This is a genomic window from Paenibacillus sp. RRE4, assembly GCF_031844205.1.
In the GTDB taxonomy this organism is placed as follows: domain Bacteria; phylum Bacillota; class Bacilli; order Paenibacillales; family Paenibacillaceae; genus Paenibacillus; species Paenibacillus xylanexedens_B.
This window is the reverse complement of the sequence record NZ_JAUZUT010000001.1, coordinates 3,809,322-3,835,886: the sequence shown is the minus strand read 5'-3', so window position 1 is coordinate 3,835,886 and position 26,565 is coordinate 3,809,322. Positions and strand designations below refer to the sequence as shown.

Here is a 26,565-nt window from a genome sequence, read left to right as displayed (position 1 = left end):
CAGTGGAGCTTATTTTGGGAAATCAGTGTGAAAATGGACTTTTTTCTTTGTTTTTCAGTGAAATAAGCTCTCTGGTGATCGTTACAATTTCAGAAAGGCCTTATTTTGCCAAAATAAGCTTATCTGTGACCGTTAGAATAAATACGTGTGAGGGAAACGCTTTAACTTATCAGTAGCGTCAATATTGTCGGAGATGATATGTTGTAAGCATGATTTGAACGGGGCGGGGATGCTGTGCGTATGTCTTGAACGGGAGATGAATGCAGTAAGTATGTCTTTATTTCCGAATGTTTGCTATAAGTGTGTCTTGATCGAGGGATGTATGCTGTAGGTGCATCATGAATGTGCATGGTTTGCTAGATTAGCATCTTTAATAAAGCTAAGATACAGAATGTGCATTCGTCTAAATGTAGGGATTTGACCACTCTGAGTAACTGTAATCAGAGGCAATCAGTCGACAAGTTCACAAAAATAAATGGTTTACTACTCATTGAGTCGGTTAGAACAACGTTTTTATTGGGGAAAGGCAAGCATAGCTACAAATAAACTGATGGAATGTCGTCTTTAGCAGGTCATTTTCTTGGTTCTTTTGTATGTGTCCAGATCCGTATTCATACGGGCCATGTTGTGTTTATAATTAATCATACCCAATAAAAAACAAATGAGGTGTTCGATATGATGGGATGGTTTACACGTAAAAACAAACAGGAAGATGCTGTTGCCAAAGCAGATCGCGTAATGAACAAGGGACTTACGGGCATGATGATGAAAGGATTTCTACCCAAGGAACATCGGGATGCGATCAACCAAAGTTTGGACTCGGCTAAACAGGCACAACTGGCTACAAGCGGATCACTGCCTCTGGCAGCAACTGGAACCGTGATCAGTGTATCGGATACGGGGAAATTAATTAACTTTGATCCCATTGTGGTGCTTGTACTTGAAGTGACTGAAATGGGTGGTCGCACGTATCAGCGCACGATGGAAACACTGGTGTCCAAGCTACAAATTCCGCGTGTGGGTGACCGTGTCGGTTTGGGACAGCATCCGGCGAATCCTTCTGAACTGATCTATATGGGACTTCTTTCGGTTTAGGTGGCAAGGTGTGACGGAATTCGGAGTGTAGCAAGAGTTCAACTTCGAATTGACGGTATTAACAGGCGAATAACCAATGCCTAGAAAATTAAAATAACGGTATTATGTTTCTGGAAATAATTACAAATTTCAGTTTTTTAATTACAGATAACAACGAAAAGGGAACATACTCAGCAAAGATATAACAAAAGATATCACATAGTAAAAAGATCCATACAGCATAAATTAGATAGATAGGGTGATAGAGATGAGTCGTTTTTTTAGAGTAATTGGCTTACTGATGGTATTTGGGACAGGATTTTCCCCGTTCATAGCTCAGTGGCTGTGGGATGATCCGTTTATGGTCATGCAGGCGTGGTGGTTTAAACCGATGCTTTTTGGAGGAATTGGTTTACTGGTCATTTCGTCTATATTCGGTACGAGTTTGGGGCAGCGCAAGATCAAATCCGGATTGCCAGCAGTTGGTGTGATCCAAAGCATTCAGCAGACGGGTACCTATATTAATGAACAGCCGGAAGTGAAAATGATGCTGAAGGTGTCTCGTCAAGGCCGGGAAACATATGATACAGAATTAAGAACTATTGTTCCTTTGACTTCACTGTCTCAGTTTCAGCCGGGAGCAATTATTCCGCTTGTCGTTTCCGAGAAAGATGAGCGCAAAGTCGGGCTGGATCAGCATGGAACGGTGTCGCAAGAACATATGCAACAGCTGTTGAATGAAAAGATGATGCAACAAGGTATAGCACCGGAAATGGTAGATATCGCACGTACAGGAGAGAAGGGATTGGCTAAAATTCTGGACGTTACCCCTATGGGAAGTGGACAGAATGGCAACATCAAGCTACAGCTTAAACTGAGTATTACGAAGCCAAATGGTGAAACCTTTGAGGTGATTACGCAAAAAGAAATCCTGCCTTCCGCGATGTCACAGGTTCAGCAGGGACATATCATTAATGTATTCTATTCGCCGCAGGACCCTTCCAAGGTGGCTCTTGCCCTTCAAGTACAGGAGCAGCAGCTGAATCAACTTTTTTCGTCCTAAGCTTCTCATTTTAATCTTCTCAGCCTTGACTTCGCGCTAAGAAGCTATGCAATAGAGCTCTACAGTTGTCATCCGGTCTATAAAAAGGAATAGAGTTGTATAAGTTATATATTCGAGCGCCCTCCCCAAGTCAAAGCGGATGATGAACGGGGAAGGCCCTCTTTATTTATATCCCTACAATTAAATTAAGAACGGGTGCTTGAAGGAGAGCGCATAAGCATTTCCCGGAAAGAGTGAAAAAGAGGCTGTGCATAGTGTTCAAGTTGCTCCCGGCTGGTCTGTCCCTCTTCTGTTAATATATCGTGATCGAACCATACGACAGCATAATCATGGTCATCATTTGGTTTACTCGTATCCCAGCAGACTGGCCCCGCATGATCGTCATAGGAGGCAAATGGAATATATCCCGCCTTAATCAGTAATTCCGATGATGACCAGAGGTTACGTAATTCCCGCAGAGGGTAGTCAGAAGGTAGATTCGGTAATTCGATCATGAATCCTTCATAGCGAAGATACACATTCAGAACATATCGGCTACTCAGATAGGCTATATAGAGCGGAGGCACAGAGAAAGATGGGCTATACGTATCCGAGCCAGGCTTAATATAACTAGCAACTAATTCGTTGATCTGATCTATCGTAACCTTCGAGTCCAGCATTCTCCAGCGAACCCATCCTTCTTCATCAACCTCACCATCTTGCATATCCGAAGGAACGCCATAGTCCGCTTCTTCCATTTTGGCCGGATGAGACATTAGAATATCCCGGTGAGGAGAATCGAAATAGGTGTCAAGCCAGCTTTTGATGAAAAGTCGATCTTGTTCCAGCACCTCTTTGTTAATCAAAGTGGTCACAACCCTTCAAGATTCATGATCCTTATATTTTTTCTTCTTATATTCTTCTTCTTATATCCTCGTATGCTTTTAATTTAAACGATACCGATTCGCATGCGATAGGAGAACAGCACTTCTTTTGATTTTTCGTGAAAAACAAGCTCTGCCTGGCGTCTGAAATCGTCTGCCATGTCATTCAATTCTGTGGCGCCCAGCTTCAAAGCTGTCTGAAGCCCGCCTTGGCTAAGAGCCAGGTTGGCATAACGCTCAGCTGTGAATGGCTCCTGATGATGGAACATAATTTCCCGGCTGTAACGGAATAGCCCGGATTGCTGGATCTGCTGCAAATGGCCTTCTTTGCTCCATTTATGTGCTTGTTGCTCTGCGCTCGATAGACGTGAAGCAAGTTCATCCGCAGTGCTCACCAGTTGCTGGTATGCTGCTTCAAGCTGCCAGTCCAATACAGGCGGCCAGTCACAGTCGTAGGCGGCAAAAATACCGCCTGAACGCAGTACCCGTGCGAACTCGCGTAAGGTGGATTCCGGCTCCATCCAGTGAAACGATTGGGAGCAGGTCAAAATATCTACACTATCATCAGGCAGGCCGAGGTCATGGGACATTCCCGCCGCAAAGCGAAGCTGATCCGGTTTGCCTGCAGCTTCCCACTTCGCAATGCCAACGGAGCGCATATCCTCGCTAGGTTCCACGCCGATTACTCGCTCGGCATGATCCAGCCAGATCCAGGTGGATAAACCTGTACCACAACCGACATCAGCCACGAAGCGTGGCCTTTTGCCCAGATAATGAGTCAAAATATCGACGACTTCGCGGGGAGCAGCGGGTCTGTTTTGATCATACAGTGTGCCAAATCCTTTAAAACGTTCTACGTTATTGTGTCTGATCTGCTGATTCATGTATGTCCTCCCAACATTGCTAAATTCCTCTCGATCCTAATTTAAAATGAAATGGTATAGACGCATACTATATTGTACCATCATCCTCGGTTTTGTGCCCATCATCTTCCAGTAAAAGTGCGACGGCCTCTTGATGTCTGCGAAGTAACTCTTTGCGCACCGTCAAAGGTGCGATCACCTTTATTTTTGAGCCAAAGGACAGTAAGAATGAATAAAGCTGTTCACCCTCATCAATTGGAATGGAAACCCTTAATTTCCCATCCGCTTCTTGCTGAATAATGGCGGGATCCAGCAGATCGTAAACACGATAAGCGATCGTTTGTTCAAACAGAAGTTCGATCGGAGCCTGTTTCTCAGACGGTTGCTTAGAATGTATTTTGATGTCTTGCTTTTCCCCTTCATAAGGTTCTTCCTTAACTTTATCTCCCTCCCCTGTCGATGGACGAGTATTCTCATATGCGCCGGGCACAAAGCGAAGTTTCGTGATCCGTTTGATTTTGTAAGTGACGTAGGTTCCGGACGAACTGGATGTCACAGGCTGAGTCTGTTTTAGACCCTTAAAGTACCATGTATTGTTTTTAAAAATAAGCTTCACCGGCAACGCCGTCTCCTCACTCGCTTCTCCATTGGAGTCGATATAGTGAAACGATAGTAACTGACTTGCGAAAATCGCCTGTTTCACCTGATTAAACAGTTGCATCTCTTGCTCGGGAATGCTACCCCACGGAGAATACTCAAATTCAATCCAGTCCAGTTTATGATCAAAAAGGGTCGTTAACCTGCCCAGCATCCGGGCACTGTTCAGATGAGGAATGGCGCTGACGCTGTACAAGCCCAGCAAAATTTCATTCTGTTCATCCTCGCTCAGCAGCGACTTGTCCATGACATAGTGATCCATCAGATGAATGCCGCCGTGTTTGCCCGTTGTTGTATAGACGGGAATGCCTGCGGCACTCAGACGATCAATGTCCCGGTATACGGTGCGAACCGAGATTTCGAACAGGCGGGCAAGCTCCGGGGCGGTCGTTTTCTTTTTTTCCAGCAACAGCAGCAACATTCGGAATAATCGGTTATGTTCCATGACCCAATTATATCATGACAACCCTTGTCAGGGTATGGGTGCTACACTTGGACTATAACGTTATCGTTCTCAGCGTATTTCAGTAGATGGAAAATCACAGACGTGCTCTAGTAGCCGTCTATATTAGAGGAGGAAATGCATGATGAAAATGAAAGACGGATTCTTTTGGGGCGGCGCAACGGCTGCCAATCAGTTTGAAGGCGGATGGAATAAGGATGGCAAAGGGCCGAGCACATCGGATATGATGACAGGCGGAACGCATACCACGCCTCGCCGAATTACACCTGTTCTTGAAGAGGGTACCTATTATCCGAGCCATGAAGCGGTTGATTTTTATGGACATTATAAAGAAGACATTGCGATGATGGCCGAGATGGGTTTCAAAATGTTCCGCATGTCGATCAACTGGTCACGCATTTACCCGAACGGTGACGATCTGGAGCCAAACGAAGAAGGGTTGAAGTTCTACGATAACGTCTTTGCCGAGTTGAAAAAACACAACATTGAGCCTTTGGTGACGATCTCCCACTACGAGACACCGTTTGGCCTGACACAAAAATATAACGGCTGGGCTTCCCGTGAAGTGATCGAGTTTTACATCCGTTATTGTACAACCTTGTTCAACCGTTATAAAGATCAGGTAAAATACTGGCTGACCTTTAATGAAATCAACTGTTTGACGATGCCACTCGGTGCCTATATGGCAGGTGGATTGTTGTTTGAAGGCAAAGAAACGTTGACGGACGGAGTAGACCAGCCACAGACCCGGTTCCAGGCGCTTCACCATCAATTCGTGGCCAGTGCCAAAGCGGTGAAGCTGGGACACGAGATCAACCCGGATTTCAAAATCGGCTGTATGGTTGCTTTCATGACAACGTATCCGAATACGTGTAATCCTGACGATATTTTGCTTGCGCAGAAGAAGGATCAGCTGTCCAACATGATCTGTGGCGACGTACAGGTTCGGGGGGCATATCCAGGGTTCGCAAAACGTTTCTTCGCAGAAGAAGGCATTGAAATTCAAATGCAACCGGAAGACGAGCAGACGCTACGTGAAGGCTGTGTAGATTTCTACTCCTTCAGTTATTACATGTCTCTCGTGGAAAGTGCGGATGCTTCTCTGGATCGAGCGGAAGGAAATCTGCTGGGTGGTATCAAGAATCCATATCTCGAAGCCTCCGACTGGGGCTGGCAGATCGATCCGAAAGGACTACGCTATACGCTGAATCATCTGTATGATCGTTATCAAGTTCCGTTGATGGTCGTGGAAAATGGTCTCGGTGCCGTCGATGTCTTGGAAGAAGACGGTTCCATCCAGGATGACTACCGGATTGATTATCTGAAAGGTCACATTGAGCAGATGAAAGAAGCGGTTGCGGACGGCGTCGACCTTATTGCCTATACAATGTGGGGCTGTATTGACCTTGTAAGTGCATCGACTGGAGAGATGAAGAAACGTTATGGTTTCATTCATGTCAACAAAGATAATGATGGCAACGGTGACTTGAGCCGTAGACCGAAGAAAAGCTTCTACTGGTACAAAGATGTGATTGCTTCCAATGGAGAGAAGCTGTAATTCAACAGCTGTAATAAAAAAAGATAACAAAACCCCAACGATCTTTCGGTCGTTGGGGTTTTTGCGATGATGCATATAACATGCGACTAGGCGAAGCTTCTGGCTTGTAATTCAGACAGCCGCTGCAAATAACGTCGGTAGAACCAGATACAGGTGAATAACCAGCATCCGCTTAGGAAGTAGCCGCCAACAACGTCGCTAGGGTAATGCACGCCCAGATAGATCCGGCTAATGCCGATCATCAGGATAAAGGTAGCACTTGCTGCAATCATACATACACGCCCGGTAAAGGTCGGGATATGCTTCCAGATCAGAAAAGCAAGTCCACCATAAAGGCTGAACGCTGCCATGGAATGTCCGCTGGGGAAGCTGTACCCGCTTACTTCGATAATGCGGTTAATGGTTGGGCGAGCTCGTTGAAACACCAGCTTGATCACAGCATTCAACAGCGTAGAGCCTGCAAGCACGATGGCAAGAAAGAGCAGTTCGCGTTTGTGGCGCAGGAAAACATAAAGGATCAGCATGACAATGACCGTAATGACAACGACCTGAAGCTCACTACCGATCCAGGTAAAAAATTGCATAAATCGGGTCATTCCAGGTGATTCCATGCCTTGGATCAAGTCGATGAGTACAGCATCAAAGCGATGAATCTGGTTGTCGCTGATGGAGAGTGCGATCGTGATAAAAGCGAACAGGCATAAAGCTGCAACCAGCAGCGGAATGGAGATTTTTTTCGTCAAATTGTGCTTCAAATGTAGAGTTCCTCCGTTGTCTATGATGTCTCTGTTTATAGCTGTATCTGTTGAAAGAAAGGTAATGTTCATCCGAAAGCTCGACTACAGCACAATCTTTTCATTCAACTGATTTGGTCAGAAGTATATACACTTGCTTTTTAACATAGTGTTAACATTTTACAATAAAACAAACAAAAACGAAAATGGAGACGTTCATAAGTAAGGGCATCTCAAAGGTAAATGAAGGGGGAGGCGTAAGAATGAAGCGAATTGTCACGGTCGTTTTGGTTCTAATGTTATGTGCAACATGTGTGATCGTTTGGCCGGGGGAGCGAGCATACGCGTGCAGTTGTGCGGAATCCAGTGTCAAGGAGAAGCTGGAAATGCATACCGCAGTTTTCACGGGGGAAGTGGTGAATGTTGGAAGAGGCTCATTACTTATCAGTGGGGAGTTCGAAGCGTACACACTGGATGTGGATACGGCATGGAAGGGTGTAGATGCAAAACAGATGACGATTCTAATCAGTAACTTGGGTGGGGGCTCCTGTGGAACAACATTGACTAAAGATCAGTCTTATCTAATCTTTGCCCATCAGGATGACAAAGACGGGAGGCTTTACAGCAGTCTATGTAGCGGTAATCTTAAGATCGAACAGGCTGGAGAGGCGATCAATATGCTGGGTAAGGGCACTCCCGTAAGCTCTGATGATTTCAGGGGCGGCAGCGGCTATCATAATCTGTGGATGATCATTCTTTATGGTGGGGGGATCATTCTGTTGTTAGTGCTGGTAGGTGGATCGCTGTGGGAAAGAAAAAAAAGGAAGGTGTAATATCCCATAAAAATTGATCCCCTTATGGACGTATGTACGCTCCTTAAGGGGATGTTGATTTTTTAGCAGTGTTTTTGATCTCGATTGGTAATGAGCATCCGATTCGGGGACTGTAGCTCCATACCTAACGCTGGAGCTGTACCATAAAATCATGCGCAGTCACACCGAAGACCCGTTTGAAATGTCTATTCAGATGGGTCAGATCGACAAAGCCGCAGTCAGCCACGGCGGTATAGATGTCTCTATGTTTCTCAAGCGATTGACGGGCATGCTCGACCTTGCAGTTCAGGAAAAATTGATACGGTGAGATGCCCGCATGGGCTTTGAATTCACGGATAAATTGAAACTTCGACAGGTCAAATGACGCCGACAAATCATCCAGTTTAAGCACGTCTGCGGTGCTGCAAAACATCATTTCTTTTGCTTTGCGAACAAGACTGTCCTGAGGTTTCCAGAGTCTTGCAGGCTGTTCCTCCTGAGCGAGCATATGCACGAGATCAAACAGCCGAGTACTACACTCGGCTTCGTTCTGTCTGTGCTGCACGGCCTCGTTTAGCATAAGAATGCTTCGGGCAAGCTTCGGATCATAGACGATGGGAGTGGAGAAGCGAAGTTCTTTTTTACCCATAATCTCTTCAACTAATTCGGGCTTCAGATAAAGCATCACATAATCAATACCCTCTTTATCATAGGAACTTCCATCATGTAATTGCTCGCGATTAAACAACATGACGCCGTTCGGATGTGAGGCCTGATAGTGACCGTCCAGATGATATTGCTGAATGCCGCGCAGCGTTACGCCTACCGCATATTCCTCATGGCAATGCTTTTTATAGGTGAAATCGGTGAAGCTGGCGGATAGGGCCAGCACGTCTTCTGATCTTTTGTAGCTAAACTGTTCCATACCGCACACCTCCGCAGATTAAATAGATTTTTAGATCAGACCTGACACGATAATGGCTGAGTATATCAAAAAAAGAGCCATCAGCATACTGCATGTTCGCTGGTAACGATTCAGCAAGGATCGAAAGATCGTGCCGAACACCACCCAGCTGGAGTAAGCCAGAAAACCAATACACGTAATCAGCACAACATAGAAAAATGCAGACCATGATTCTGAAGCGACGTAAGGAAGTACATAAGCCGGGATAACTGTAAAGGTAAACAGCACGACTTTAGGATTTACAAATTGCATCATGACTCCGTTCCAAAAGCCCAATATGGCCTGGGGAGCCCCTTCTGTAGAACCCATTCGATAGACCTGATAGGCGAGATAAAGCATGTAGATGCTGCCAACAATCTGCATGAATTGCAAGATACCTGGCAAAATGTCAGCGAGAAACTGATTCAGAAAAGCAGACGCAGTCAGCAACAAACCGAAAGCTAGGGTAGCTCCCCAGACATAGGGCATGGTACGGCGTGCGCCTACTTTTTGTGTGGAAGAGAGAATGACAATGTTGCTGGGGCCAGGTGTAAAGGTTACAACGATACAGTAGATTAAAAAAGATAGTATATTCATTTTAAGCTCCTTCTTCGATGCTATCTAATTTGAACTAAAGATTTTACACAGTCACTCCGATGACAGAATAACCTTCCAATCGCTGTTGTCCCCAGATTTTTTTGATTCCCTTTTTCAAAGGGAAAAATCCGGTGATAAGCGTATGCTTCCGATGTAGCTTTCTTGCAGAAAGCTTTTAGGCGAACGCTTCGCTTTTTCAGGTTTTTTCTGTCCTCTCCGTTAATGTGTAAAAAAGTAGTTCCAATAAGATAGAGGATTATTGTCGTAATCATAAGGCGGAGTAGACCATAGCTATAGTACATTATTGCAGCAGAGCTGGAAGTCATGTTTAGGTAAGGTCTCTTGGAAAAGGGTTATACCAATAAGTTGAACTAATTTCTACATTTTAACGGAGAGGTTCCCTTTTTTAATGATTGCGTTTACAATCGATAACGGAGTGAGGGTGTACAGACAGACATAGACCACTTGAGGAAGTGAATGAGATGAAAAAAATGCTGCTGATCTATATTGTGTTGATTGCGGCGTTTGCATTGTATGTATTGAGATTTGAATATACCAGTCAGGTGAACAGCTCGTGGGAGAACCGTGGACTTCGCGGTGATCTGGGTGAGACGTACATGATGATTACGTTTCAGTCCGGGCTGGAATATTGGAAGAGTCCGCTGAAAGGTTTTGAGGATGCCGCGGATGCGCTGGGCGTGACCGTCGAATATCGCGGGGCTACGCGGTATGATGCCAAAGAACAGATCACGGTAATTGAGCAGGCCATTGCGCGTAAACCTGCAGGCATTGCTATATCCGCAATCGATCCAAAATCATTAATTCCAGCGATCAATAAAGCTGTGGAAGCGGATATTCCTGTGGTCCTGTTCGATGCAGATGCACCAGGGAGTCAGGCGTATTCTTTTTTGGGAACGGACAATTACAAGGCAGGCGTAACGGCGGCGGACAAAATGGCCGAGCTGCTCGGTCGTGAAGGAGAAGTCGCTGTAATAACGTCGCCGGGACAACAGAACCATGAGGAACGTACCAACGGATTCCGCGAAACAATTCGGCAACGATACCCTTCTATGCAGGTTGTTGAAATCGCAGATGGACATGGAGATGTGTTGAAATCCCGGGATGAAACGATCCGGATGATGAAGGCACATCCGAAGCTGGCGGGTATATTCGTCACCGAGGCAACGGGAGGCGCCGGAGCCGGGGAAGCGGTACAAAATGCCAATTCAGGCAATGGTCAGAAGCTGCACATCATTTCTTTTGACACAAATAAAGCAACACTCGATCTGATCCAAAATGGTACGATATCCGCTACGATTGCACAAGGGACCTGGAATATGGGATATTGGTCGCTCCAATATCTGTTCCATCTGCACCATCACTTGACTGTACCTGCACCTTCGCCTTCAGGGGAAAATGCGCCGCTGCCTGTAACGGTAGATACGGGGATCTCGGTCGTGACAAGTTCGAATGTGGATGATTATTATGCCAAATAGACAGAAAACTTGGCGCTCTGAGCTTGTGAACGGATTCCGCCGCCTGCGTCTGCGTAACATGCCGTTACGATACCAATTGATGCTGCTATTTCTGCTTTTTGCCATCGTACCGTCCGTCGGTTTGGGTCTGCTCGTGAACTGGACGGTAGAACGAGTCGTGGAGCGGCAGGTAGAGGGTCATACGATGCAACTGATCGGCAAGGTCAATGAAGCGTTGAACACCAAGATGGAGAACTTACAAAATATGACCTATCTGATTGCGTTTGAACCAGACGTCAATGCATTTATGGACGAGAAGATCGGCGGAGATGGAGACGGAGGCAAACGTGAACGTGAACTTGAACCCGAACGAATCCAACCTCCAGCCAATCAAGTTTACACGGAATCCGAGCAGAACCGTTTGTATGGCATCAAACAGACGTTGCAAGGATTCACCACGTTGTACCCGGAAATTGCAGGTATCGTGCTTGTGAACGGTAACGGTGATTATATAAGCAATGAGATGTATCCTCGAACGGAGCAACGTCTGACTGAGGAGGACTGGTATCGGAAGGCTGCAATGCAGCCAGGGATTTTCACGGTACTGGGTCAGCCGCGAGAGCGCAACATGACCACCCATGTCCGGTATAAGGATGATGAGATTGTATCAGTCGCCCGCTCTGTCACGGATGAAACGACCGGGCTTGTAAAGGGAGCTGTACTGATTGACCTCAAGCTGAGGTCCGTTTCGCAGGCGGCTCGTAATGTAACCCTTGGAAAATCCGGGTATGTCATGGTCACCGATGCCGAAGGACAAAGTGTGTACAGACCCGAACATCCGCTCATTGAACATATTCCGGCGAGCTGGTTTGCTTCTGGAGAGAGTGGAACGTTTACGAAAACAGTGGATGGTGAAGCGTTATTATTCATGTATCAGTCCTCTACCTTTACGGGCTGGAGAACGGTGGGGGTATTCCCGACCAAAGAGTCGATCTCCGAGGTGCGACAAATTCAGTTTTACGTGGTCAGTTTTGTCTTTGTGGTATGTTTGTTTGGTTTGAGTGCATCCTTGTGGTTTTCCCGTTCCATTGCGCAGCCAATCTTCCGGTTGATGTCTTATATGCGCAGAGCCGAAACAGGCAATCTCAATGCAGGCCGGTGGAGTGATCGTGCCGATGAGATCGGCATGCTGGGGAATAGTTTCAACCGAATGCTGAGCCAGATTCGTCAGTTGATTACGCTGAATGAGCTGAGGGAACGTCAGAAACGGGATGCGGAGATGCGTAGCTTGCAGGAGCATATCAAGCCTCATTTTTTATATAATACGCTGGATACGATTCACTGGATGGCACGAAAAGAAGGCGCCGATGGTGTGTCCGATATGGTTGGAGCACTGTCCCGTTTGTTCCGAATCGGACTCAGCAAGGGACAGGATTATATTCCGTTACATTCTGAGCTGGAGCATATCAGCAGTTATCTGCAGATCCAGCAGACCAGATATCGGGATCGTCTTGGATACACCATCCATGTCCCGGAAGAATTGAAGAATTTGTATGTGCTCAAGTTGTTACTCCAGCCTTTGGTGGAAAATGCGATATACCATGGCATCAAGGGCAGACGTGGCCCAGGCCACATTGTCATAGAAGCGGATGTGGAGCAGGGGAAGCTATATCTGACCATTAAGGACGACGGAGCCGGAATGAGCGGAGAACGACTGGCGGAGATGTTGCAGCTATTGGATATGCCGATGGAGAGTTTGGAATCGACTTCACCGGAGTGGACGGGTAAAAGTTACGGGATGCTGAATGTACAGGCACGATTAAGATTATCATTTGGCAGTGACTATGGGATTTGGCTGGACAGCAGGCAGGGTGAGGGAACCCGCGTTACGATTGTTCATCCACTGATGCGGGATATGCCTGTAACCATACCTCCCCGGGTTGAGCCCCGAGATAACCAAGATCGACAAGAGAAGGAGTGAAGAAGGCTGTGGATTATACAGTGACACCCGTCAATGCCAATGCAGCGGATAACCTGTATCGAGTACTGATTGCCGACGATGAACCGATTATTCGAGAGGGAATTCGCGAAGCTATGGATTGGGCTACGCTTGGCATGGAGGTTGTCGGTGAAGCCGAGGACGGTGAAGAAGCACTCGAACGGGCTGTCGAGCTGAATGTACATGTCGTGCTGGTCGATATGAATATGCCGTTTCTGAATGGCATTGGGTTGATTCGGGCTTTACAGGAACAGTGTCCGGGAGTTCGTTATCTGATCATATCCGGGCATGATGAATTCGCTTATGCCCAGGAAGCGGTTCGTCTCGGAGTCGAGGATTACATCCTGAAGCCTGTACAAGCGGACCAACTGAGAGCTGCGCTGGAGCGGTTACGTCAGCGGCTGGATGAGGAGCATCAGCGGACAGCCTATGTCAGACAGGCGGCAGAGCAGATTGAACGAAATATTCCGCTGCTTCGTCAGCGATTTTGTCAAGAGTGGATGAAAGGACAGGTAGCCGGCGAGAGTCTGATGGAACAGCTTGCTTTTCTACATCTGCCGTCTGTATCGCCTGTGCAAGTAGGTGTGGTACGCTGGCCTGCTGCCGAGGCGCGTCAGACTATACTGAGGGAGAACGATCGCCAACTGTTCCTGTTTGCCATGGAAAATATCATATCAGAACTGCTTGGAGATCTGCCGCATGTGCTCTTTCGTGATGCCAGCAGTGTCATTGGGATCTGCCTCTGGCAGGAGACCCCTGAGGAGATTGCACTCCTGCTTGAGCAGCAGATTAGTGCTTGCCTGAACATCGCGGTTCATGCCCATGTTGAACCTCATAGGGGGACGCTGGAAGAGGTGCCGGGTACGTATCGGCATTGCCGTGAACAGGTATATGAAGAAGTGAAGCTCTCTCCGCTCGTTCGCAGGGCAAGGCAGCTGATTCAGGAGGAGTACGCAGAACGGGAGTTGACGCTGGAATCGCTGGCATCCCGTTTGCAGGTGTCGGCCGTATACCTCAGTCGTGTGTTGAAAAAAGAGTTGAACGACTCGTTCGTTACTCTTGTCACTCATGCCCGTATTCGTAAAGCCGCGCAGCTGCTGGACTCCACGTCGCTCCCGATCCATACCATCGCTGAACGCGTAGGGTATGATACACAGCACTATTTCAGCACAGCGTTCAAAAAAACGATGGGCATCTCACCTGCCCAATATCGCAAAAATGGCGGAACGGAAAGTTCCACCGCAGGCTCTGTATAGATTTCCGAAGCTTCATCGGAAGTATGGATATCAGAGGTTACAAACCAACCCACCGTTAAAGGTTAACCGCCTGCGGTGGGTTTTTCGTCGTGCGCTTCCATCAAAAGTTAAATTTTTATAAAAAAGGTTCAAAACCTGCAAAGACCTCGCTAGTTGCGAAATGCTACCATGAGATGCAGAGAGGCACAATAAGTTAGACGATACTCCATGGGATGTAAGCGTTATCTTAAGATTCCAACTGAACGCGATGACGTGAGGAAAGGGGAACTTCATATGAAAAAAGGAGCAATACTCATCTGGCTTCTGGTAATGTCCGTCATGCTCTCGGCCTGTAATCTGGCTGAAAGCGATGTGGGAAGCAAGGAGAAAGGATATGTCGGCATATCCATGCCTACCAAATCGTCGGAACGCTGGGTGGGAGACGGAGAGAATATGGTTCGTCTGTTTCAGGAGCAAGGTTACAAAACAGATCTTCAGTACGCTGAAGACGTGGTTGAGAATCAAATCTCCCAGATTGAAAACATGATTACCAAAGGTGTCGATGTCATGGTCATTGCATCTGTAGACGGAAATACGCTGACCGATGTCATCAAGAAGGCACATGACGAAGGCATTCAGGTCATCTCGTATGACCGGCTTATTCGTAACACGCCATATCTGACTTATTATGCGACGTTTGACAACTTTAAAGTCGGGGTGCTGCAAGCCTCCTACATTGAACAGAAGCTGGGGCTTAAGGATGGCAAGGGGCCGTTTAACATTGAGTTGTTTGGTGGATCGCCGGATGATAACAATGCATACTTTTTCTTCGACGGTGCAATGTCGGTGCTCAAGCCGTATATTGACTCTGGCAAGCTGGTCGTACGAAGCAAACAGATGACGATGGCACAAATCGCTACACTGCGCTGGGACGGGGCGCTTGCTCAGGCACGGATGGATAACCTGCTTAGTGCTTACTATTCAGGTGATAATCTGGATGCGGTGTTATCTCCGTATGACGGAATCAGTATCGGGATTATCTCATCTCTGAAAGGCATTGGCTACGGCAAGCCGAACAAACCACTTCCGGTTATTACGGGGCAGGATGCGGAACTGGCTTCCATCAAGTCCATTGTGGCTGGAGAACAGACACAGACGGTCTTCAAGGATACACGTAAACTCGCCGAGAAAACAGTGGAGATGGCCAACAGCATTTTGCAAGGAAAACAAGCAGAGGTTAATGATACAAAATCGTATAACAACGGATTAATGGTTGTTCCGGCTTATCTGCTCGATCCGATCTCGGTGGATCGAACCAACGTGGAGAAAGATATTGTGGGTAGCAAGTATTACACGAAAGAAGAAATAGGGCTGCCCTAAAGTGCGATGAAAGAGATAGGGTGCTCATAAATACGATGATAGAAATTAGTTTGCCATAACGCATTATTCAAGGAAAGGAGCACATGCCATGACGGACATTATTCTTGAAATGAAGAACATTACCAAAACGTTTCCGGGAGTCAAAGCGCTGGAGAACGTCAACCTGAAAATCCGGGAAGGCGAAATTCATTCGATATGCGGCGAGAATGGCGCAGGCAAGTCTACGCTGATGAAGGTGCTGAGCGGAGTTTACCCGTATGGAAGCTATGAAGGGGACATTTTATTTCGCGGTAAAACATGTGAGTTTAAAGATATCAAGCAGAGCGAGGATCTGGGCATTGTCATTATCCATCAGGAGCTGGCGCTGATCCCGTATCTCTCGATTGCAGAAAATATATTTCTGGGCAACGAACGTGCCAGCAAAGGCATCGTGAATTGGAAGGAAACCTATGTCGGAACACGTGAGCTACTGGGCAAGGTTGGTTTGAACGAAAACCCGAACACCCTTGTGTCCAGCATCGGGGTAGGTAAGCAGCAATTGGTCGAAATTGCGAAAGCGCTCTCCAAAAAAGTACGTCTGCTTATTCTGGATGAGCCTACAGCAGCATTGAATGAAGACGACAGTGAAAATCTGCTGCAACTGATGCTGGAATTCAAAAAGCAGGGCATCGCCTGCATTCTGATCTCCCATAAGCTGAACGAGGTGTCCAAGGTTTCGGATGCGGTGACGATTCTGAGGGACGGCAAGACGATTGAAACGCTGGATATGAAAAAGGACAACGTCACCGAGGATCGCATCATCAGCGGCATGGTTGGACGGGACTTGACGAGCCGCTACCCTGAACGTCATGCCGCCATTGGTGACGTGGTGCTGGAAGTGAAAGACTGGACGGTGTATCACGAGCATCAGGCCGAACGCAAGGTGCTGGATCAGATCAACATGAACATCAGACGTGGAGAGATCGTAGGGATCGCGGGACTGATGGGCGCAGGACGTACAGAGCTTGCGATGAGTATTTTCGGCAAATCGTATGGTCGCAACATCTCGGGACAACTGATCAAGGATGGCAAGCCGATTCAGAATAACAGTGTGACCGAGGCGATTCAGAATGGTTTTGCTTATGTGACGGAGGATCGCAAGGAATATGGCCTTATTTTGATGGATGATATCAAACGCAATATTTCACTCACCGGACTTGGTAAACTGACCCGTAATGCCGTTGTGAACGAGCAGGAGGAAGTGCTGGTTGCGGAAGAGATGAAGAAAAGCATGAACATCAAGGCACCTAATATCCTGCAGAAAACCGGGAATCTGAGCGGGGGCAACCAGCAGAAGGTGGTGCTGAGCAAATGGATTTTTGCCGGGCCGGATATTCTCATTCTGGATGAGCCGACACGCGGAATCGACGTGGGTGCCAAGTTCGAAATTTATACGATTATCCACCGGCTTGCTGCCGAAGGCAAGGGTGTGCTGGTGATTTCATCGGAGCTGCCGGAAGTTCTGGGCCTGTGTGACCGGATTTATGTGATGAATGCCGGACGAATCACGGGTGAAGTCAGCCGGGAGCAGGCATCGCAGGAAACACTGATGAGATATATGACCAAGTCTGGAGGCGGTAAGCATGGAAACGGTAACTAAACTGTTCAAAAATAATATACGTCAATATGGCATGATCATTGCCCTCGTTGTCATTATGCTTCTCTTTGAGGTATTAACGAGTGGGCTGTTGCTCAAGCCAATTAATATCACGAACCTGATTTTGCAAAATAGTTACATTCTGGTCCTCGCCATCGGTATGGTGCTGGTCATTATTACAGGGCATATCGACTTGTCCGTCGGTTCGATCGCGGCCTTTGTCGGTGCTGTAGCCGCCATCATGATGGTGGATTGGCAGTTGCCAGCTTGGCTCGCAGTCATTGCTTCACTGCTGGTCGGTGCACTGATTGGTGCATGGCAGGGCTTCTGGATTGCGTATGTGCGGATACCCGCCTTCATTGTTACGCTCGCCGGCATGTTGCTGTTCCGTGGTCTGACGATGATTGTTCTGGAAGGGCAGTCGATATCCCCTTTCCCTGCCGGATTTCAAAAAATCAGCTCCGGCTTCCTGCCGGATGTGCAATTCTCGGGTCTGGGTCTGGTATCCATCATTGTGGGGATTGCACTCACGATCTGGTACATTGTGAATGAACTGCGGGAACGTGCTTCCCAGCGCAAGTATGGATTTGAGGTAGTATCGCAAGGACTGTTCCTGCTTAAGCTGATTGTAGTGGCAGCGGTAACGAACCTGTTCACCTTCGTGCTCGCAAGTTATGCGGGTATCCCGAACATTCTGGTGCTCCTGTTTGTGCTAATCGTGGTGTACTCCTTTGTCATGAATCGTACCGTGATGGGACGACATGTGTATGCTCTCGGGGGCAATGAGAAGGCGGCAGGGCTGTCCGGGGTCAAAACGAAAAAAGTCACGTTCTGGGTGTTCGTGAACATGGGTACACTTGCAGCTGTATCCGGTCTGATCTTCGCCGCACGTCTGAATGCGGCTACGCCAAGAGCGGGTACGAACTTTGAGCTGGATGCCATTGCGGCCTGCTTCATCGGTGGAGCATCGGCTTCGGGCGGAATCGGGACCGTATTTGGTGCGATCATCGGTGGTCTGGTTATGGGTGTCCTGAACAACGGGATGTCCCTGATCGGCCTGGGTATTGACTGGCAGCAAGGAATCAAAGGATTGGTGCTGCTGCTTGCGGTAGCGTTTGATATCTATAACAAAAATAAACGTGCTGCTTAATATGATGGGTGTAAAATGTACTGAATGTACCGTGTACTAAACGAATTTTAATATGAAGTTAGCGAAAAGGCTTGGCAAATGCCAAGCCTTTTTTGTCTTTATTTTGGAACGGCAATCCATAATGTCCATGAATCTTTTTCAATAATCGGAGCTGTACTGTTTTTTAGTTTGCTGTTAATAAACATAATCAACTCGCCAAGCTCATGGTCTGTTAATTCATGAAGAATGGACCGTCCAGTCCGCTGCGCCAAATCTCTATTTAAGGCATCCAGGTCCTGATGAACAGATCTGGTTTCCCAAAGCTGTACTGTGTAAAGGATTACGAATCCATTAGAAACTAGCGATCTTTGGACTTCATCGGCCTCGTGCCGACGGGAGCGTTCCATGTCAATCCATTTTGGATACTTTTCGAAGAAGTAACCCCTAATATGATTTTCATCCCCTGGCATTAAACAATCTTCCGGTGTTCTGTCTTGAATGATGAATACACCATTAGGTTTCAGGATACGCTTAGCTTCTTGAAAACAGCCGTGCAAATCATGCAAATGATGTATGAGCGCTCTTTCTAAGACGATATCAAATGTATGGTATGGAAGTCCCGAGTTGTAGGCATTCCCTTGTTGCAACGTGACATTGCTCAAATTCTCACAATGGCGAGTAGCCCCTTGTAACATCTCATTTGAAAAGTCTACTCCAGTAACATGGGCTGCCCCTGAGCTTGCTAAAGCTTTAGTATAAATCCCTCCGCCGCAGCCAATGTCAACAATTACCTTACCGGCTATACCAACATGCTCTTCAATCAAAGATAACCAAGATACATCGGCAGTTCTGGTCGTGTACGTCATTCTGTTGCGTTTATCATGAAAATTGATGGGCACCATAATCACCTCTTTGTTCCATTGTATGAAACATAGTTTCGTTAAATGATACTCTTTACGATACCATAATGATCTAAATCGTCAAGAGGCGCCAGTTTCAATATGAATTTCTGAATTAGAAGCGATGTAGTTTAAATGAACTCTGCACAATATGGCTTACATCAATGCCCCGATAAAACGTGTAGCAATTCCAAAGTAAATAAACAGAGATAGAATATCGTTCAGCGTTGTAATTAACGGGCCGGATGCTACAGCCGGATCAACCTTGAAACGGCTAAGTAGAAGCGGGATGCATGTGCCTGTCAGTGTACCGATAATTAGCGTGAGAAACAGGGATACACCGATAATCATCCCGAGCAACCAGTCTCCTTGCCAGAAATAAGCAATGACCGTAATGAGCAGACCGCAGACAAGACCGATCATCGTACCGACTTTAATCTCTCGTCCAATCAGGGCGAGTACCGTTGACTTGTCCAGCTTGCGTCCAATCAGTCCGCGTACGACGACAGCAAGGGACTGTGTTCCTGTATTTCCCGTCATACCCGCAATCATAGGCATGAAGAACGCAAGAGCCACAACCTGATTTAGTGTATCTTCAAAAAAATCCACAATGCTTCCCGAGATCAAGCCGATCAATAACAGCAAAATAAGCCAAGGCAACCTGCGTCTAACCGCAACGAGTGGTCTGGTATCAAAATCAATATCTTTACCGCCGCCGCCCATTTTGGCGAGGTCTTCGCTGGCCTCATCCATGATGATGTCAATGACGTCATCCATCTGGATGATCCCGCACAGCCGATTATTTTCATCCACGACCGGAACGGCGATGAATTCGTAACGTTGGAGAAGCTGGGCAGCCTCTTCCTGATCCATATCCACCGTGGCATGAATAACACGTCTGGTCATCAGTTGTTCAACTTTGGTTTTGTCATCGGCCAGAGCAAGCGAGCGGTAACTAACGACACCAGCCAGCTTGCCTTCATCATCAATGACATAGAGGTAACTGGAAGGGGAGAGGTGTAGCGTACCCTGTGATTGCTTCAGTGCTTCCTTCGCTGTGTCGTGGGTGGATAATGTGCGATAGCGGTCGGTCATGATCCGTCCGGCAGTCTCTGGTGGATAGCTGAGTACAGAACGAATGATGGCGGAGTGATCCAGGTTCATACTGGATAACAACTCTTCCCTGCGTTTCGCGGGCAGATCGTGCATGAAGCGAATGAGATCACTTTTGTCCATCTGCTGCATGACTTCCAATGTGCGCTCTGGCCCGAGTCGTTCAAACAGTTCAGCCTGCTCGTGCAGCTTCAGGTTCTCGGCCAGGTCGGCAAGTGTATCCGGTTTAAATAGAAGAAGAAAACGACTCTTATCGTCTTCAGGGAATTTTTTATAGATGAGTGATAGATCATAGGGACGCAGTTCCTTCACCAGTTTATAGAATTCCGGCAGATTCTGGGACTGTACATGCTGTGTCAGTTGCTGGGTAATCTCCTCAACGGAGAGCTCTTTATGGGTTTGAGAACCGTTCATAATGACACTCCTTTCCTGAATGGTGCGCTTCATATTTTTAAACGGAATGCCTTCGTTGCTAAACAATATTGAAATCTTGCTCAAACATTCGAGATGGGCTTACAAAAGAAAGCGCTCAGGATATACTTGTTCTATAGCAATCAACAAGGAGGTCCTGTGCCCTTGGAAACCGACATTCGAACACAACTGCTCAGCCTGGCTGAGCCGGAATACCAGAAATTTGCGGCTTCCCTTATACCGAATATTTCAAACGTGATGGGTGTGCGTTTACCCACGATCCGCAAAATAGCCAAACAGATTGTCTCAGCAGACTGGCGTACGTACCTGGATACGGCGCAGAATGACTATTTCGAAGAAGTCATGCTGCAAGCGATGGTCATTGGTCATGTGCAAGCAGATCTGGACGAGCTGCTGACACGCATTGCGGCTTTTGTGCCCAAAATCGATAACTGGTCGGTATGTGACAGCTTCTGTGCCGGACTGAAATATACGAAAGTGCATATGGATGCGATGTGGAGCTTCATTCAGCCTTATTTGAAGTCGGATCAGGAATATGAAATCCGGTTTGGCGTGGTGATGCTGTTGAACTTTTATCTGGAGGAACCTTATATTCATCAGGTGTTACCGTTACTTGATCAGATTAAACATGAGGCCTATTATGTGAAAATGGCGGTGGCTTGGGCGATCTCGATCGCGTATGTGAAGCAACCTGAGGTGACCATGCCTTATTTGCAGCACAACACACTTGACGATTTTACGTACAACAAAGCACTCCAGAAGATTACGGAATCGTACCGCGTGACACCGGAGGACAAACAACGGATACGAGGCATGAAACGCAAGGCGAAAAAACAGGCAGAGATACTAAAACAGATAACCTCCTGACTTGGAGCTGAGAGAAGATAAGGAGGATATGGGATGAGGCAAAAGTTGATGTATACCACCATGCAACTGGACGGCCAACCGTGGAGCTTAATGGCAACCGAAAAAGGGCTGTGCCGGGTAGTGATGCCTAATGAAACGTTAGAGGACTGGCACGGCTGGATTGGCAAAATTGCCCCGGCTGTTAAACTTGAAGAGAATGAACAGGCGTTAAGACAGACGGGCATGATGGACTGGCTGGAGTCCTATTTTGCGGGAGAAAAGATAGCCTTTACAGCTGAAATCCCGCTAGACCTGATTGGTACCGAATTTCAGCAGGAAGTATGGAAAGCGCTTGGACAAGTCCCTTATGGTGAGATTCGCACATATGGAGACATCGCTACTACCATTGGCAGACCTTCGGCTGTGCGGGCTGTAGGTGCGGCGAACGGGGCCAACCCTATTCCGGTGCTGTTGCCATGTCATCGGATTATTGGTGCTAATCGCAAGCTGACGGGTTTTCGTGGTGGTCTGGAGATGAAGCGCAGATTACTGGATATTGAACATATTGAAGGCGTGACAGATGGCGGACATGCACGGTTTAATTTTTAATGAAAGAGAAATGAGGGAAGAGGATGGAGCAGCAACAGGCATACTGGCTGACCAATGTAAGATTGGAACAAGGATATATTCGTGAAGGAGCAGAGGTGACGGGTACACAAACGGGTCTTGCTCATCTGCGGATTGAGAACGGAGTTATTGCTGCCATTGTGGATGCAAAGGCGCAATTGACAGAAGAATTGCCGCGAGTGGATGGAAAAGGTTTGTTATTGTTGCCTTCGTTTGAAGAAGCACATATTCATCTGGATAAAACCTATTACGACGGGCCATGGAAAGCGGTTAGACGCAGCTCCAGCATCTTTGATCGCATTGAGGAGGAAAAGGTGCTGTTGCCCAAGTTGCTACCCGATGCGAAACGGCAGGCGGAAAGCATCCTTGCACGAATACAGGGTTACGGATCTACACACGTTCGTGCCCATTGTAATATTGAACCGGTAAGTGGGCTGAAGCGTTTGGAAGCAACCAAGCTGGCCCTGGAGAGTTATACAGGTAAAATATCTTCAGAGATTGTCGCGTTCCCTCAGCATGGGCTGTTGCGATCCAACTCGGTCGAACTCATGGGACAAGCCATGTCAGAGGGCGCAACACATGTAGGCGGACTTGATCCGTATACCGTAGATGAGAACATCGAAAAATCGCTACATGCCATGGTCGAACTGGCGGTTAAATATCAAGCAGGGATCGATATGCATCTGCATGATGGCGGCGAAGCTGGCAAGCAAACGTTGCTGGAACTTGTGAGGCTGACTGAACAAGCAGGGCTTCGGGGTCAGGTGACGGTCAGTCACGCGTTCTGGTTTGCAGGAGCGGAGAAACAGGAAGCCGAAGAGATGGCGAGCCGCATGGCATCGCTGGGAATGAGTGTGGCTTCAACGGTGCCGATAGGCAGAGCGATGATGCCGCTTCCGATGTTGCAACGTGAGGGTGTAAACGTGAAACTGGCGACAGACAGCCTGACGGATCACTGGTCTCCTTTTGGCAATGGGGATATGCTTGAAAAGGCTGGCCGCTTCGCCGAACTGTATGGATATAGCGACGAGTTATCGTTGTCCCAGTCGCTTGCTACGATTACGGGCGGAGTGACTCCGCTGAATGCGGCAGGGGAAAAGGTATGGCCGAAGGCAGGCGATGTAGCAAGCTTTGTTCTGGTACAGGCGAGTTGTGCAGCCGAAGCGGTGGCAAGGCGATCTGAAAGGCTGGCTGTGTGGTATCATGGACAATTGGTAAGTGGATCGCTAGCGTAACAGGCATCACTGTAAGATGTAATAAACAGAATAGAGGTTAAAGATTAAGCCACGGATGCCGTGGCTTTTTTGCGTGAACAGGCATGAGCCGTGTGGAACTGTTTTAGTTCAACAATATAGCTCATATGGAGGAAGAAATTATACGCATAACCCACATTCTGGGTTATGATAGATTATATTTTGCTTTTGAAGGAGCTAATCCCTATGAACATTACATATGCTTCGCAGGCAGACCGTGCATATATCGTTGAAAAAGATCGGCATATCCATCCCACACTTGTTGATACGAAAATAAAAGAGAAGGAAATATATATCTTCTGGGAAGACGAGGCAAGGATTGGCTGGATGAGATATGGATACTTTTGGGACAACATGCCTTTTATGAACATGATTTGGATCGATGAGCCGTTTCGTGGTCGTGGAACAGGGCAACGTGTCGTGCAGTATTGGGAAAATGAAATGAAAAAGAAGGGCTTTGATACGGTTATGACTTCCACGCAGTCTGATGAGAGTGCTCAACATTTCTATCGTGGAATGGGATATGTGGATGCAGGAGCTTTACTGTTAGACACACAGCCATTAGAAATTATATTGATGAAGAAAATTGAAGTAGTGATAGACGAGGGAGAATGAGACATGCGTGATAACATGGAGAAACAAGTTACTTTGCAACCGATTACGCAGGGAAATAAAAGTGAGTGCATCCGTCTGCAACCGAGGGAAGATCAGCTCACACTGGTAGCGAGCAATGCGGATTCTTTACTCCATGCGACCAAGGAAGTAACTTCGAAACCTTACGGGATCTATGCAGGGAATGAGATGGTCGGGTTTATTTTATTTGACAATGAGATTTATAGGGATGAGCATTACTGGATTCTTCGTTTTATGATTGATGGGAAACATCAGGGACAGGGGTATGGGAAGCGTGCCATCCAGGAAGTTATTCACATGTTGCAGGTGCGAAGTGATTGTCGGCAAATCAGGGTATCTCACGTTCCGCATAACGTTGCGGCTAATGCACTGTACAAGCGTTGCGGGTTTCAGGAAACAGGTGAATTGGAAGATAACGGTGACATTATTTTAGGTTATCAGGTTAGAGAATAGAGGTGGCAAACATGATAAGAGAAGCCGAAGCCAGGGATGCAGCAACGATTGAAAAATTGTACAGGGAACTACTGCCTAACCACACGGATATTAAGGTGCTGGCTGAACGAATAGAAGAGATTAGACGTCACGAACACAGCTTCCTTTTTGTTTACGAAGCTCGGGAGCAGGTAGTCGGTACGGCACATTTACATATCTGCTTGGACGCTCTTGCGGGAAATCGACCGTTTGGTTTGGTTGAAAGGGTCATTATGTCTAACGAGGTGCAAGGCAGGGGATACGGCACAGAATTAATGGAACATGTGGAAGAGGTATGTATGCAGATGAGCGCATCCAAGATCCTCCTCGCTAGTGGAGCTTCCAGGCAAGGGGCCCATCAATTTTATCAAAAGCTAGGGTACGATGGCGAGTCCAGCAAAGCCTTTAAGAAATATCTATAATTTGATAGAAGAAGGACTAATCCAACAAGATGATAGATAAACATGATCGGATTTTGAACAAAAGATTTATTGCATTAGCGTTCACATTACTGTTTATGACGTTATGCTGTCTAGGCATTGCCGCGTATCTGCGTGCAAAGTCAGGCTCGAATATGTATGCCTTTTTGGACTGGGACATGCTTCTGGCATGGGTTCCGTTTCTCATTTCAACGATGATTGCTCTTATTTTTCGACGTAAAACCGTGAGACCCGGATGGCTGGGCATGGTGTTGACAGGTTTGCTCGGTTTGATCTGGCTTTTCTTTTTGCCTAACGCGGCCTATTTGTTTACAGAAATGTTGCATGCATTCCGGTATTTTGTTGCTCAGCCTGAGCGTGCTTTTTGGTTCGGGATGGATTTCTGGTACAGTTTGACCCTTACGTTTGGTGTAGCCATTGTAGGGCTAGTGCTCTCCACGTGTTCCATAAGGCAAATTGAATATGTGTTGCAATTATTCGTACACAGGTTCGTTTGCTGGATCATTGTCGGATGTATTTTACTTTTAAGTGGCGTTGGCGTATATATCGGGAGATTTAATCGCTGGAATTCATGGGATATCGTGTCCAGACCCGGGCAGATTGTTATCGATTTGATGAATGATTTAAGTTCAGCAAGCGGTCTTCCGGTGGCGTTTGTTACGCTAATGTTTGTGATCCAGGCATTTGCATATGTCATTATTTCATTGATAAGTAGTTCGATTACTCGGGAGGTAAGAAAATGAGCAATACTTCTGAATTTATCAAGCAACTGCCCGGCATTTCTGAATGTCAGCGAATCTTCAAGGCAGTAGCAATGCTGGATGCAATTCTAATGCCAGAATGGGAGTACAGGTACTATTCGTACAATGCACAGTGGGATGAGAATGAACAGATGGCTTCGATGCGAGACGGGGAAGGAGATCACTATTTCGCGTTGTTTGATTCAAGCAACCGTTTAATCATCAAAGGTTACGACAAAGCTTATGCTTCCCTACATCAAGATCAACTTGGCGATGTATTGGAGGGTGTGCCGGCAGTATTCAAAACGACGTTTCTGGAAGAAGCTGCTTTTATGATGGATCAGACTACCTTCTGCATCTGGAATGAAGAGGAACAGAACGGGTGGACTTCGAGTCAACAGCTCGCGGACGAAGCTTATGCTCTGCTGCAAGTTCTTGTGGGCGGTGCAGCGTATTACCATGCTTGGGCTCAGGAGTATTATGAGGTTGAACTGGATCTAGAGCCGATACAGCATGTTTTTGACATGAAACCGTTAAACGAACAACTGTTGCAGGCATTAAACCCGGAGATCGAGTTAGACGAGTTGGAAGAGGACATTGCAGAAATTGGATACCCGGCTTAGGAGGAAG

The 26,565-nt window shown here is 47.0% G+C and carries 26 protein-coding genes; 18 read left to right on the top strand and 8 right to left on the bottom strand.

All coding sequences use genetic code 11. From position 1 onward, the window contains the following. Positions 1–675 precede the first annotated feature (675 nt). Positions 676–1,095 carry a hypothetical protein gene (locus Q9R46_RS17210; RefSeq protein ID WP_311280903.1) on the top strand — a complete coding sequence of 140 codons (420 nt, stop codon included), beginning with the start codon at positions 676–678 and terminating at the stop codon, positions 1,093–1,095. 247 nt (positions 1,096–1,342) lie between these two features. Next, entirely contained in the window at positions 1,343–2,137 is a 795-nt protein-coding gene (locus tag Q9R46_RS17205; protein ID WP_145332614.1) for a hypothetical protein, read from the top strand. A 185-nt stretch (positions 2,138–2,322) separates the two neighbouring features. On the opposite strand, the gene Q9R46_RS17200 is transcribed toward Q9R46_RS17205, so the two are convergent. The 3 genes from Q9R46_RS17200 to Q9R46_RS17190 all read right to left on the bottom strand — a co-directional run bounded on the left by Q9R46_RS17200 (position 2,323) and on the right by Q9R46_RS17190 (position 4,965). After that, positions 2,323–2,982 (bottom strand): hypothetical protein, encoded by a 660-nt coding sequence (locus tag Q9R46_RS17200; RefSeq protein ID WP_311280902.1) that lies wholly within the window; start codon positions 2,980–2,982, stop codon positions 2,323–2,325. An 83-nt stretch (positions 2,983–3,065) separates the two neighbouring features. Next, positions 3,066–3,884, bottom strand: a complete 819-nt coding sequence (locus Q9R46_RS17195; protein ID WP_311280901.1) for a class I SAM-dependent methyltransferase — start codon at positions 3,882–3,884, stop codon at positions 3,066–3,068. A 67-nt stretch (positions 3,885–3,951) separates the two neighbouring features. Next, entirely contained in the window at positions 3,952–4,965 is a 1,014-nt protein-coding gene (locus Q9R46_RS17190; protein ID WP_311280900.1) for a helix-turn-helix transcriptional regulator, read from the bottom strand. Positions 4,966–5,107: 142 nt separating this feature from the next. Between Q9R46_RS17190 and Q9R46_RS17185 the strand changes: the two genes are divergently transcribed. Then, positions 5,108–6,541, top strand: a complete 1,434-nt coding sequence (locus Q9R46_RS17185) for a glycoside hydrolase family 1 protein (RefSeq protein WP_311281060.1) — start codon at positions 5,108–5,110, stop codon at positions 6,539–6,541. 86 nt (positions 6,542–6,627) lie between these two features. Here Q9R46_RS17185 and Q9R46_RS17180 read toward each other — a convergent pair whose 3' ends face one another. Next, positions 6,628–7,296: a phosphatase PAP2 family protein gene (locus tag Q9R46_RS17180; protein WP_145332611.1), complete on the bottom strand. Its 669-nt coding sequence runs from the start codon at positions 7,294–7,296 to the stop codon at positions 6,628–6,630. Between the two features lie 242 nt (positions 7,297–7,538). Between Q9R46_RS17180 and Q9R46_RS17175 the strand changes: the two genes are divergently transcribed. After that, positions 7,539–8,108, top strand: coding sequence for a hypothetical protein (locus Q9R46_RS17175; RefSeq protein ID WP_311280899.1), 570 nt, complete (start codon positions 7,539–7,541; stop codon positions 8,106–8,108). 124 nt (positions 8,109–8,232) lie between these two features. On the opposite strand, the gene Q9R46_RS17170 is transcribed toward Q9R46_RS17175, so the two are convergent. Further along, on the bottom strand, positions 8,233–9,012 hold the full coding sequence (locus Q9R46_RS17170; protein ID WP_311280898.1) for an AraC family transcriptional regulator: 780 nt from the start codon (positions 9,010–9,012) through the stop codon (positions 8,233–8,235). A gap of 30 nt (positions 9,013–9,042) precedes the next feature. Further along, on the bottom strand, positions 9,043–9,627 hold the full coding sequence (locus Q9R46_RS17165; protein WP_311280897.1) for a LysE family translocator: 585 nt from the start codon (positions 9,625–9,627) through the stop codon (positions 9,043–9,045). A gap of 482 nt (positions 9,628–10,109) precedes the next feature. Here Q9R46_RS17165 and Q9R46_RS17160 point away from each other — a divergent pair, with 482 nt between their 5' ends. From Q9R46_RS17160 to mmsB, 6 genes are all read left to right on the top strand, one after another. Further along, positions 10,110–11,123, top strand: a complete 1,014-nt coding sequence (locus Q9R46_RS17160) for a substrate-binding domain-containing protein (RefSeq protein WP_311280896.1) — start codon at positions 10,110–10,112, stop codon at positions 11,121–11,123. Continuing rightward, positions 11,104–13,083: a cache domain-containing sensor histidine kinase gene (locus Q9R46_RS17155; protein ID WP_311280895.1), complete on the top strand. Its 1,980-nt coding sequence runs from the start codon at positions 11,104–11,106 to the stop codon at positions 13,081–13,083. The genes Q9R46_RS17160 and Q9R46_RS17155 overlap by 20 nt, the downstream gene beginning before the upstream one ends. 8 nt (positions 13,084–13,091) lie before the next feature. Continuing rightward, positions 13,092–14,357: a response regulator gene (locus tag Q9R46_RS17150; protein ID WP_311280894.1), complete on the top strand. Its 1,266-nt coding sequence runs from the start codon at positions 13,092–13,094 to the stop codon at positions 14,355–14,357. Between the two features lie 273 nt (positions 14,358–14,630). Continuing rightward, a complete protein-coding gene (gene chvE / locus Q9R46_RS17145) occupies positions 14,631–15,716 on the top strand; it encodes a multiple monosaccharide ABC transporter substrate-binding protein (protein WP_311280893.1) in 1,086 nt (361 codons plus the stop codon). 88 nt (positions 15,717–15,804) lie between these two features. Then, on the top strand, positions 15,805–17,355 hold the full coding sequence (gene mmsA, locus Q9R46_RS17140) for a multiple monosaccharide ABC transporter ATP-binding protein (RefSeq protein ID WP_311280892.1): 1,551 nt from the start codon (positions 15,805–15,807) through the stop codon (positions 17,353–17,355). Then, on the top strand, positions 17,339–18,502 hold the full coding sequence (mmsB, locus tag Q9R46_RS17135) for a multiple monosaccharide ABC transporter permease (protein ID WP_123062814.1): 1,164 nt from the start codon (positions 17,339–17,341) through the stop codon (positions 18,500–18,502). Before mmsA ends, mmsB begins: the two co-directional genes overlap by 17 nt. A gap of 98 nt (positions 18,503–18,600) precedes the next feature. Here the strand turns inward: mmsB and Q9R46_RS17130 are convergent, their stop codons facing one another. Together Q9R46_RS17130 and mgtE are read right to left on the bottom strand one after the other, a co-directional pair. After that, the gene (locus tag Q9R46_RS17130) at positions 18,601–19,380 is read right to left on the bottom strand and encodes a methyltransferase domain-containing protein (RefSeq protein WP_311281059.1); all 780 of its coding nucleotides are present in this window, start codon (positions 19,378–19,380) and stop codon (positions 18,601–18,603) included. A 156-nt stretch (positions 19,381–19,536) separates the two neighbouring features. Then, the gene (mgtE, locus tag Q9R46_RS17125; protein ID WP_311280891.1) at positions 19,537–20,907 is read right to left on the bottom strand and encodes a magnesium transporter; all 1,371 of its coding nucleotides are present in this window, start codon (positions 20,905–20,907) and stop codon (positions 19,537–19,539) included. Between the two features lie 162 nt (positions 20,908–21,069). Here mgtE and Q9R46_RS17120 point away from each other — a divergent pair, with 162 nt between their 5' ends. The 8 genes from Q9R46_RS17120 (at position 21,070) to Q9R46_RS17085 (ending at position 26,558) form a co-directional block, all read left to right on the top strand. Continuing rightward, positions 21,070–21,792: a DNA alkylation repair protein gene (locus tag Q9R46_RS17120; RefSeq protein WP_311280890.1), complete on the top strand. Its 723-nt coding sequence runs from the start codon at positions 21,070–21,072 to the stop codon at positions 21,790–21,792. 33 nt (positions 21,793–21,825) lie between these two features. Continuing rightward, on the top strand, positions 21,826–22,380 hold the full coding sequence (locus Q9R46_RS17115; RefSeq protein WP_311280889.1) for a methylated-DNA--[protein]-cysteine S-methyltransferase: 555 nt from the start codon (positions 21,826–21,828) through the stop codon (positions 22,378–22,380). 23 nt (positions 22,381–22,403) lie between these two features. Further along, the gene (locus tag Q9R46_RS17110) at positions 22,404–23,633 is read left to right on the top strand and encodes an amidohydrolase (protein WP_311280888.1); all 1,230 of its coding nucleotides are present in this window, start codon (positions 22,404–22,406) and stop codon (positions 23,631–23,633) included. A 204-nt stretch (positions 23,634–23,837) separates the two neighbouring features. Then, positions 23,838–24,266, top strand: coding sequence for a GNAT family N-acetyltransferase (locus Q9R46_RS17105; RefSeq protein ID WP_311280887.1), 429 nt, complete (start codon positions 23,838–23,840; stop codon positions 24,264–24,266). A gap of 3 nt (positions 24,267–24,269) precedes the next feature. Continuing rightward, positions 24,270–24,737, top strand: a complete 468-nt coding sequence (locus Q9R46_RS17100; RefSeq protein WP_311280886.1) for a GNAT family N-acetyltransferase — start codon at positions 24,270–24,272, stop codon at positions 24,735–24,737. 11 nt (positions 24,738–24,748) lie between these two features. Then, on the top strand, positions 24,749–25,177 hold the full coding sequence (locus Q9R46_RS17095) for a GNAT family N-acetyltransferase (RefSeq protein WP_311280885.1): 429 nt from the start codon (positions 24,749–24,751) through the stop codon (positions 25,175–25,177). A gap of 29 nt (positions 25,178–25,206) precedes the next feature. Then, complete coding sequence (locus Q9R46_RS17090; protein WP_311280884.1) at positions 25,207–25,938, top strand: DUF1361 domain-containing protein; 732 nt, start codon at positions 25,207–25,209, stop codon at positions 25,936–25,938. Next, positions 25,935–26,558 (top strand): hypothetical protein, encoded by a 624-nt coding sequence (locus Q9R46_RS17085; protein WP_311280883.1) that lies wholly within the window; start codon positions 25,935–25,937, stop codon positions 26,556–26,558. The genes Q9R46_RS17090 and Q9R46_RS17085 overlap by 4 nt, the downstream gene beginning before the upstream one ends. The last annotated feature ends 7 nt before the right edge of the window (positions 26,559–26,565 follow it).

What these genes read in the sequence shown, in the direction of transcription:
- Q9R46_RS17210 (WP_311280903.1), top strand. Translation starts at nt 676, where the DNA reads ATGATGGGATGGTTTACACGTAAAAACAAACAGGAAGATGCTGTTGCC.
- Q9R46_RS17205 (WP_145332614.1), top strand. Translation starts at nt 1,343, where the DNA reads ATGAGTCGTTTTTTTAGAGTAATTGGCTTACTGATGGTATTTGGGACA.
- Q9R46_RS17195 (WP_311280901.1), bottom strand. Translation starts at nt 3,884, where the DNA reads ATGAATCAGCAGATCAGACACAATAACGTAGAACGTTTTAAAGGATTT.
- Q9R46_RS17190 (WP_311280900.1), bottom strand. Translation starts at nt 4,965, where the DNA reads ATGGAACATAACCGATTATTCCGAATGTTGCTGCTGTTGCTGGAAAAA.
- Q9R46_RS17185 (WP_311281060.1), top strand. Translation starts at nt 5,108, where the DNA reads ATGAAAATGAAAGACGGATTCTTTTGGGGCGGCGCAACGGCTGCCAAT.
- Q9R46_RS17175 (WP_311280899.1), top strand. Translation starts at nt 7,539, where the DNA reads ATGAAGCGAATTGTCACGGTCGTTTTGGTTCTAATGTTATGTGCAACA.
- Q9R46_RS17170 (WP_311280898.1), bottom strand. Translation starts at nt 9,012, where the DNA reads ATGGAACAGTTTAGCTACAAAAGATCAGAAGACGTGCTGGCCCTATCC.
- Q9R46_RS17165 (WP_311280897.1), bottom strand. Translation starts at nt 9,627, where the DNA reads ATGAATATACTATCTTTTTTAATCTACTGTATCGTTGTAACCTTTACA.
- Q9R46_RS17160 (WP_311280896.1), top strand. Translation starts at nt 10,110, where the DNA reads ATGAAAAAAATGCTGCTGATCTATATTGTGTTGATTGCGGCGTTTGCA.
- Q9R46_RS17155 (WP_311280895.1), top strand. Translation starts at nt 11,104, where the DNA reads ATGATTATTATGCCAAATAGACAGAAAACTTGGCGCTCTGAGCTTGTG.
- chvE (WP_311280893.1), top strand. Translation starts at nt 14,631, where the DNA reads ATGAAAAAAGGAGCAATACTCATCTGGCTTCTGGTAATGTCCGTCATG.
- mmsA (WP_311280892.1), top strand. Translation starts at nt 15,805, where the DNA reads ATGACGGACATTATTCTTGAAATGAAGAACATTACCAAAACGTTTCCG.
- mmsB (WP_123062814.1), top strand. Translation starts at nt 17,339, where the DNA reads ATGGAAACGGTAACTAAACTGTTCAAAAATAATATACGTCAATATGGC.
- mgtE (WP_311280891.1), bottom strand. Translation starts at nt 20,907, where the DNA reads ATGAACGGTTCTCAAACCCATAAAGAGCTCTCCGTTGAGGAGATTACC.
- Q9R46_RS17115 (WP_311280889.1), top strand. Translation starts at nt 21,826, where the DNA reads ATGAGGCAAAAGTTGATGTATACCACCATGCAACTGGACGGCCAACCG.
- Q9R46_RS17110 (WP_311280888.1), top strand. Translation starts at nt 22,404, where the DNA reads ATGGAGCAGCAACAGGCATACTGGCTGACCAATGTAAGATTGGAACAA.
- Q9R46_RS17105 (WP_311280887.1), top strand. Translation starts at nt 23,838, where the DNA reads ATGAACATTACATATGCTTCGCAGGCAGACCGTGCATATATCGTTGAA.
- Q9R46_RS17100 (WP_311280886.1), top strand. Translation starts at nt 24,270, where the DNA reads ATGCGTGATAACATGGAGAAACAAGTTACTTTGCAACCGATTACGCAG.
- Q9R46_RS17095 (WP_311280885.1), top strand. Translation starts at nt 24,749, where the DNA reads ATGATAAGAGAAGCCGAAGCCAGGGATGCAGCAACGATTGAAAAATTG.
- Q9R46_RS17090 (WP_311280884.1), top strand. Translation starts at nt 25,207, where the DNA reads ATGATAGATAAACATGATCGGATTTTGAACAAAAGATTTATTGCATTA.
- Q9R46_RS17085 (WP_311280883.1), top strand. Translation starts at nt 25,935, where the DNA reads ATGAGCAATACTTCTGAATTTATCAAGCAACTGCCCGGCATTTCTGAA.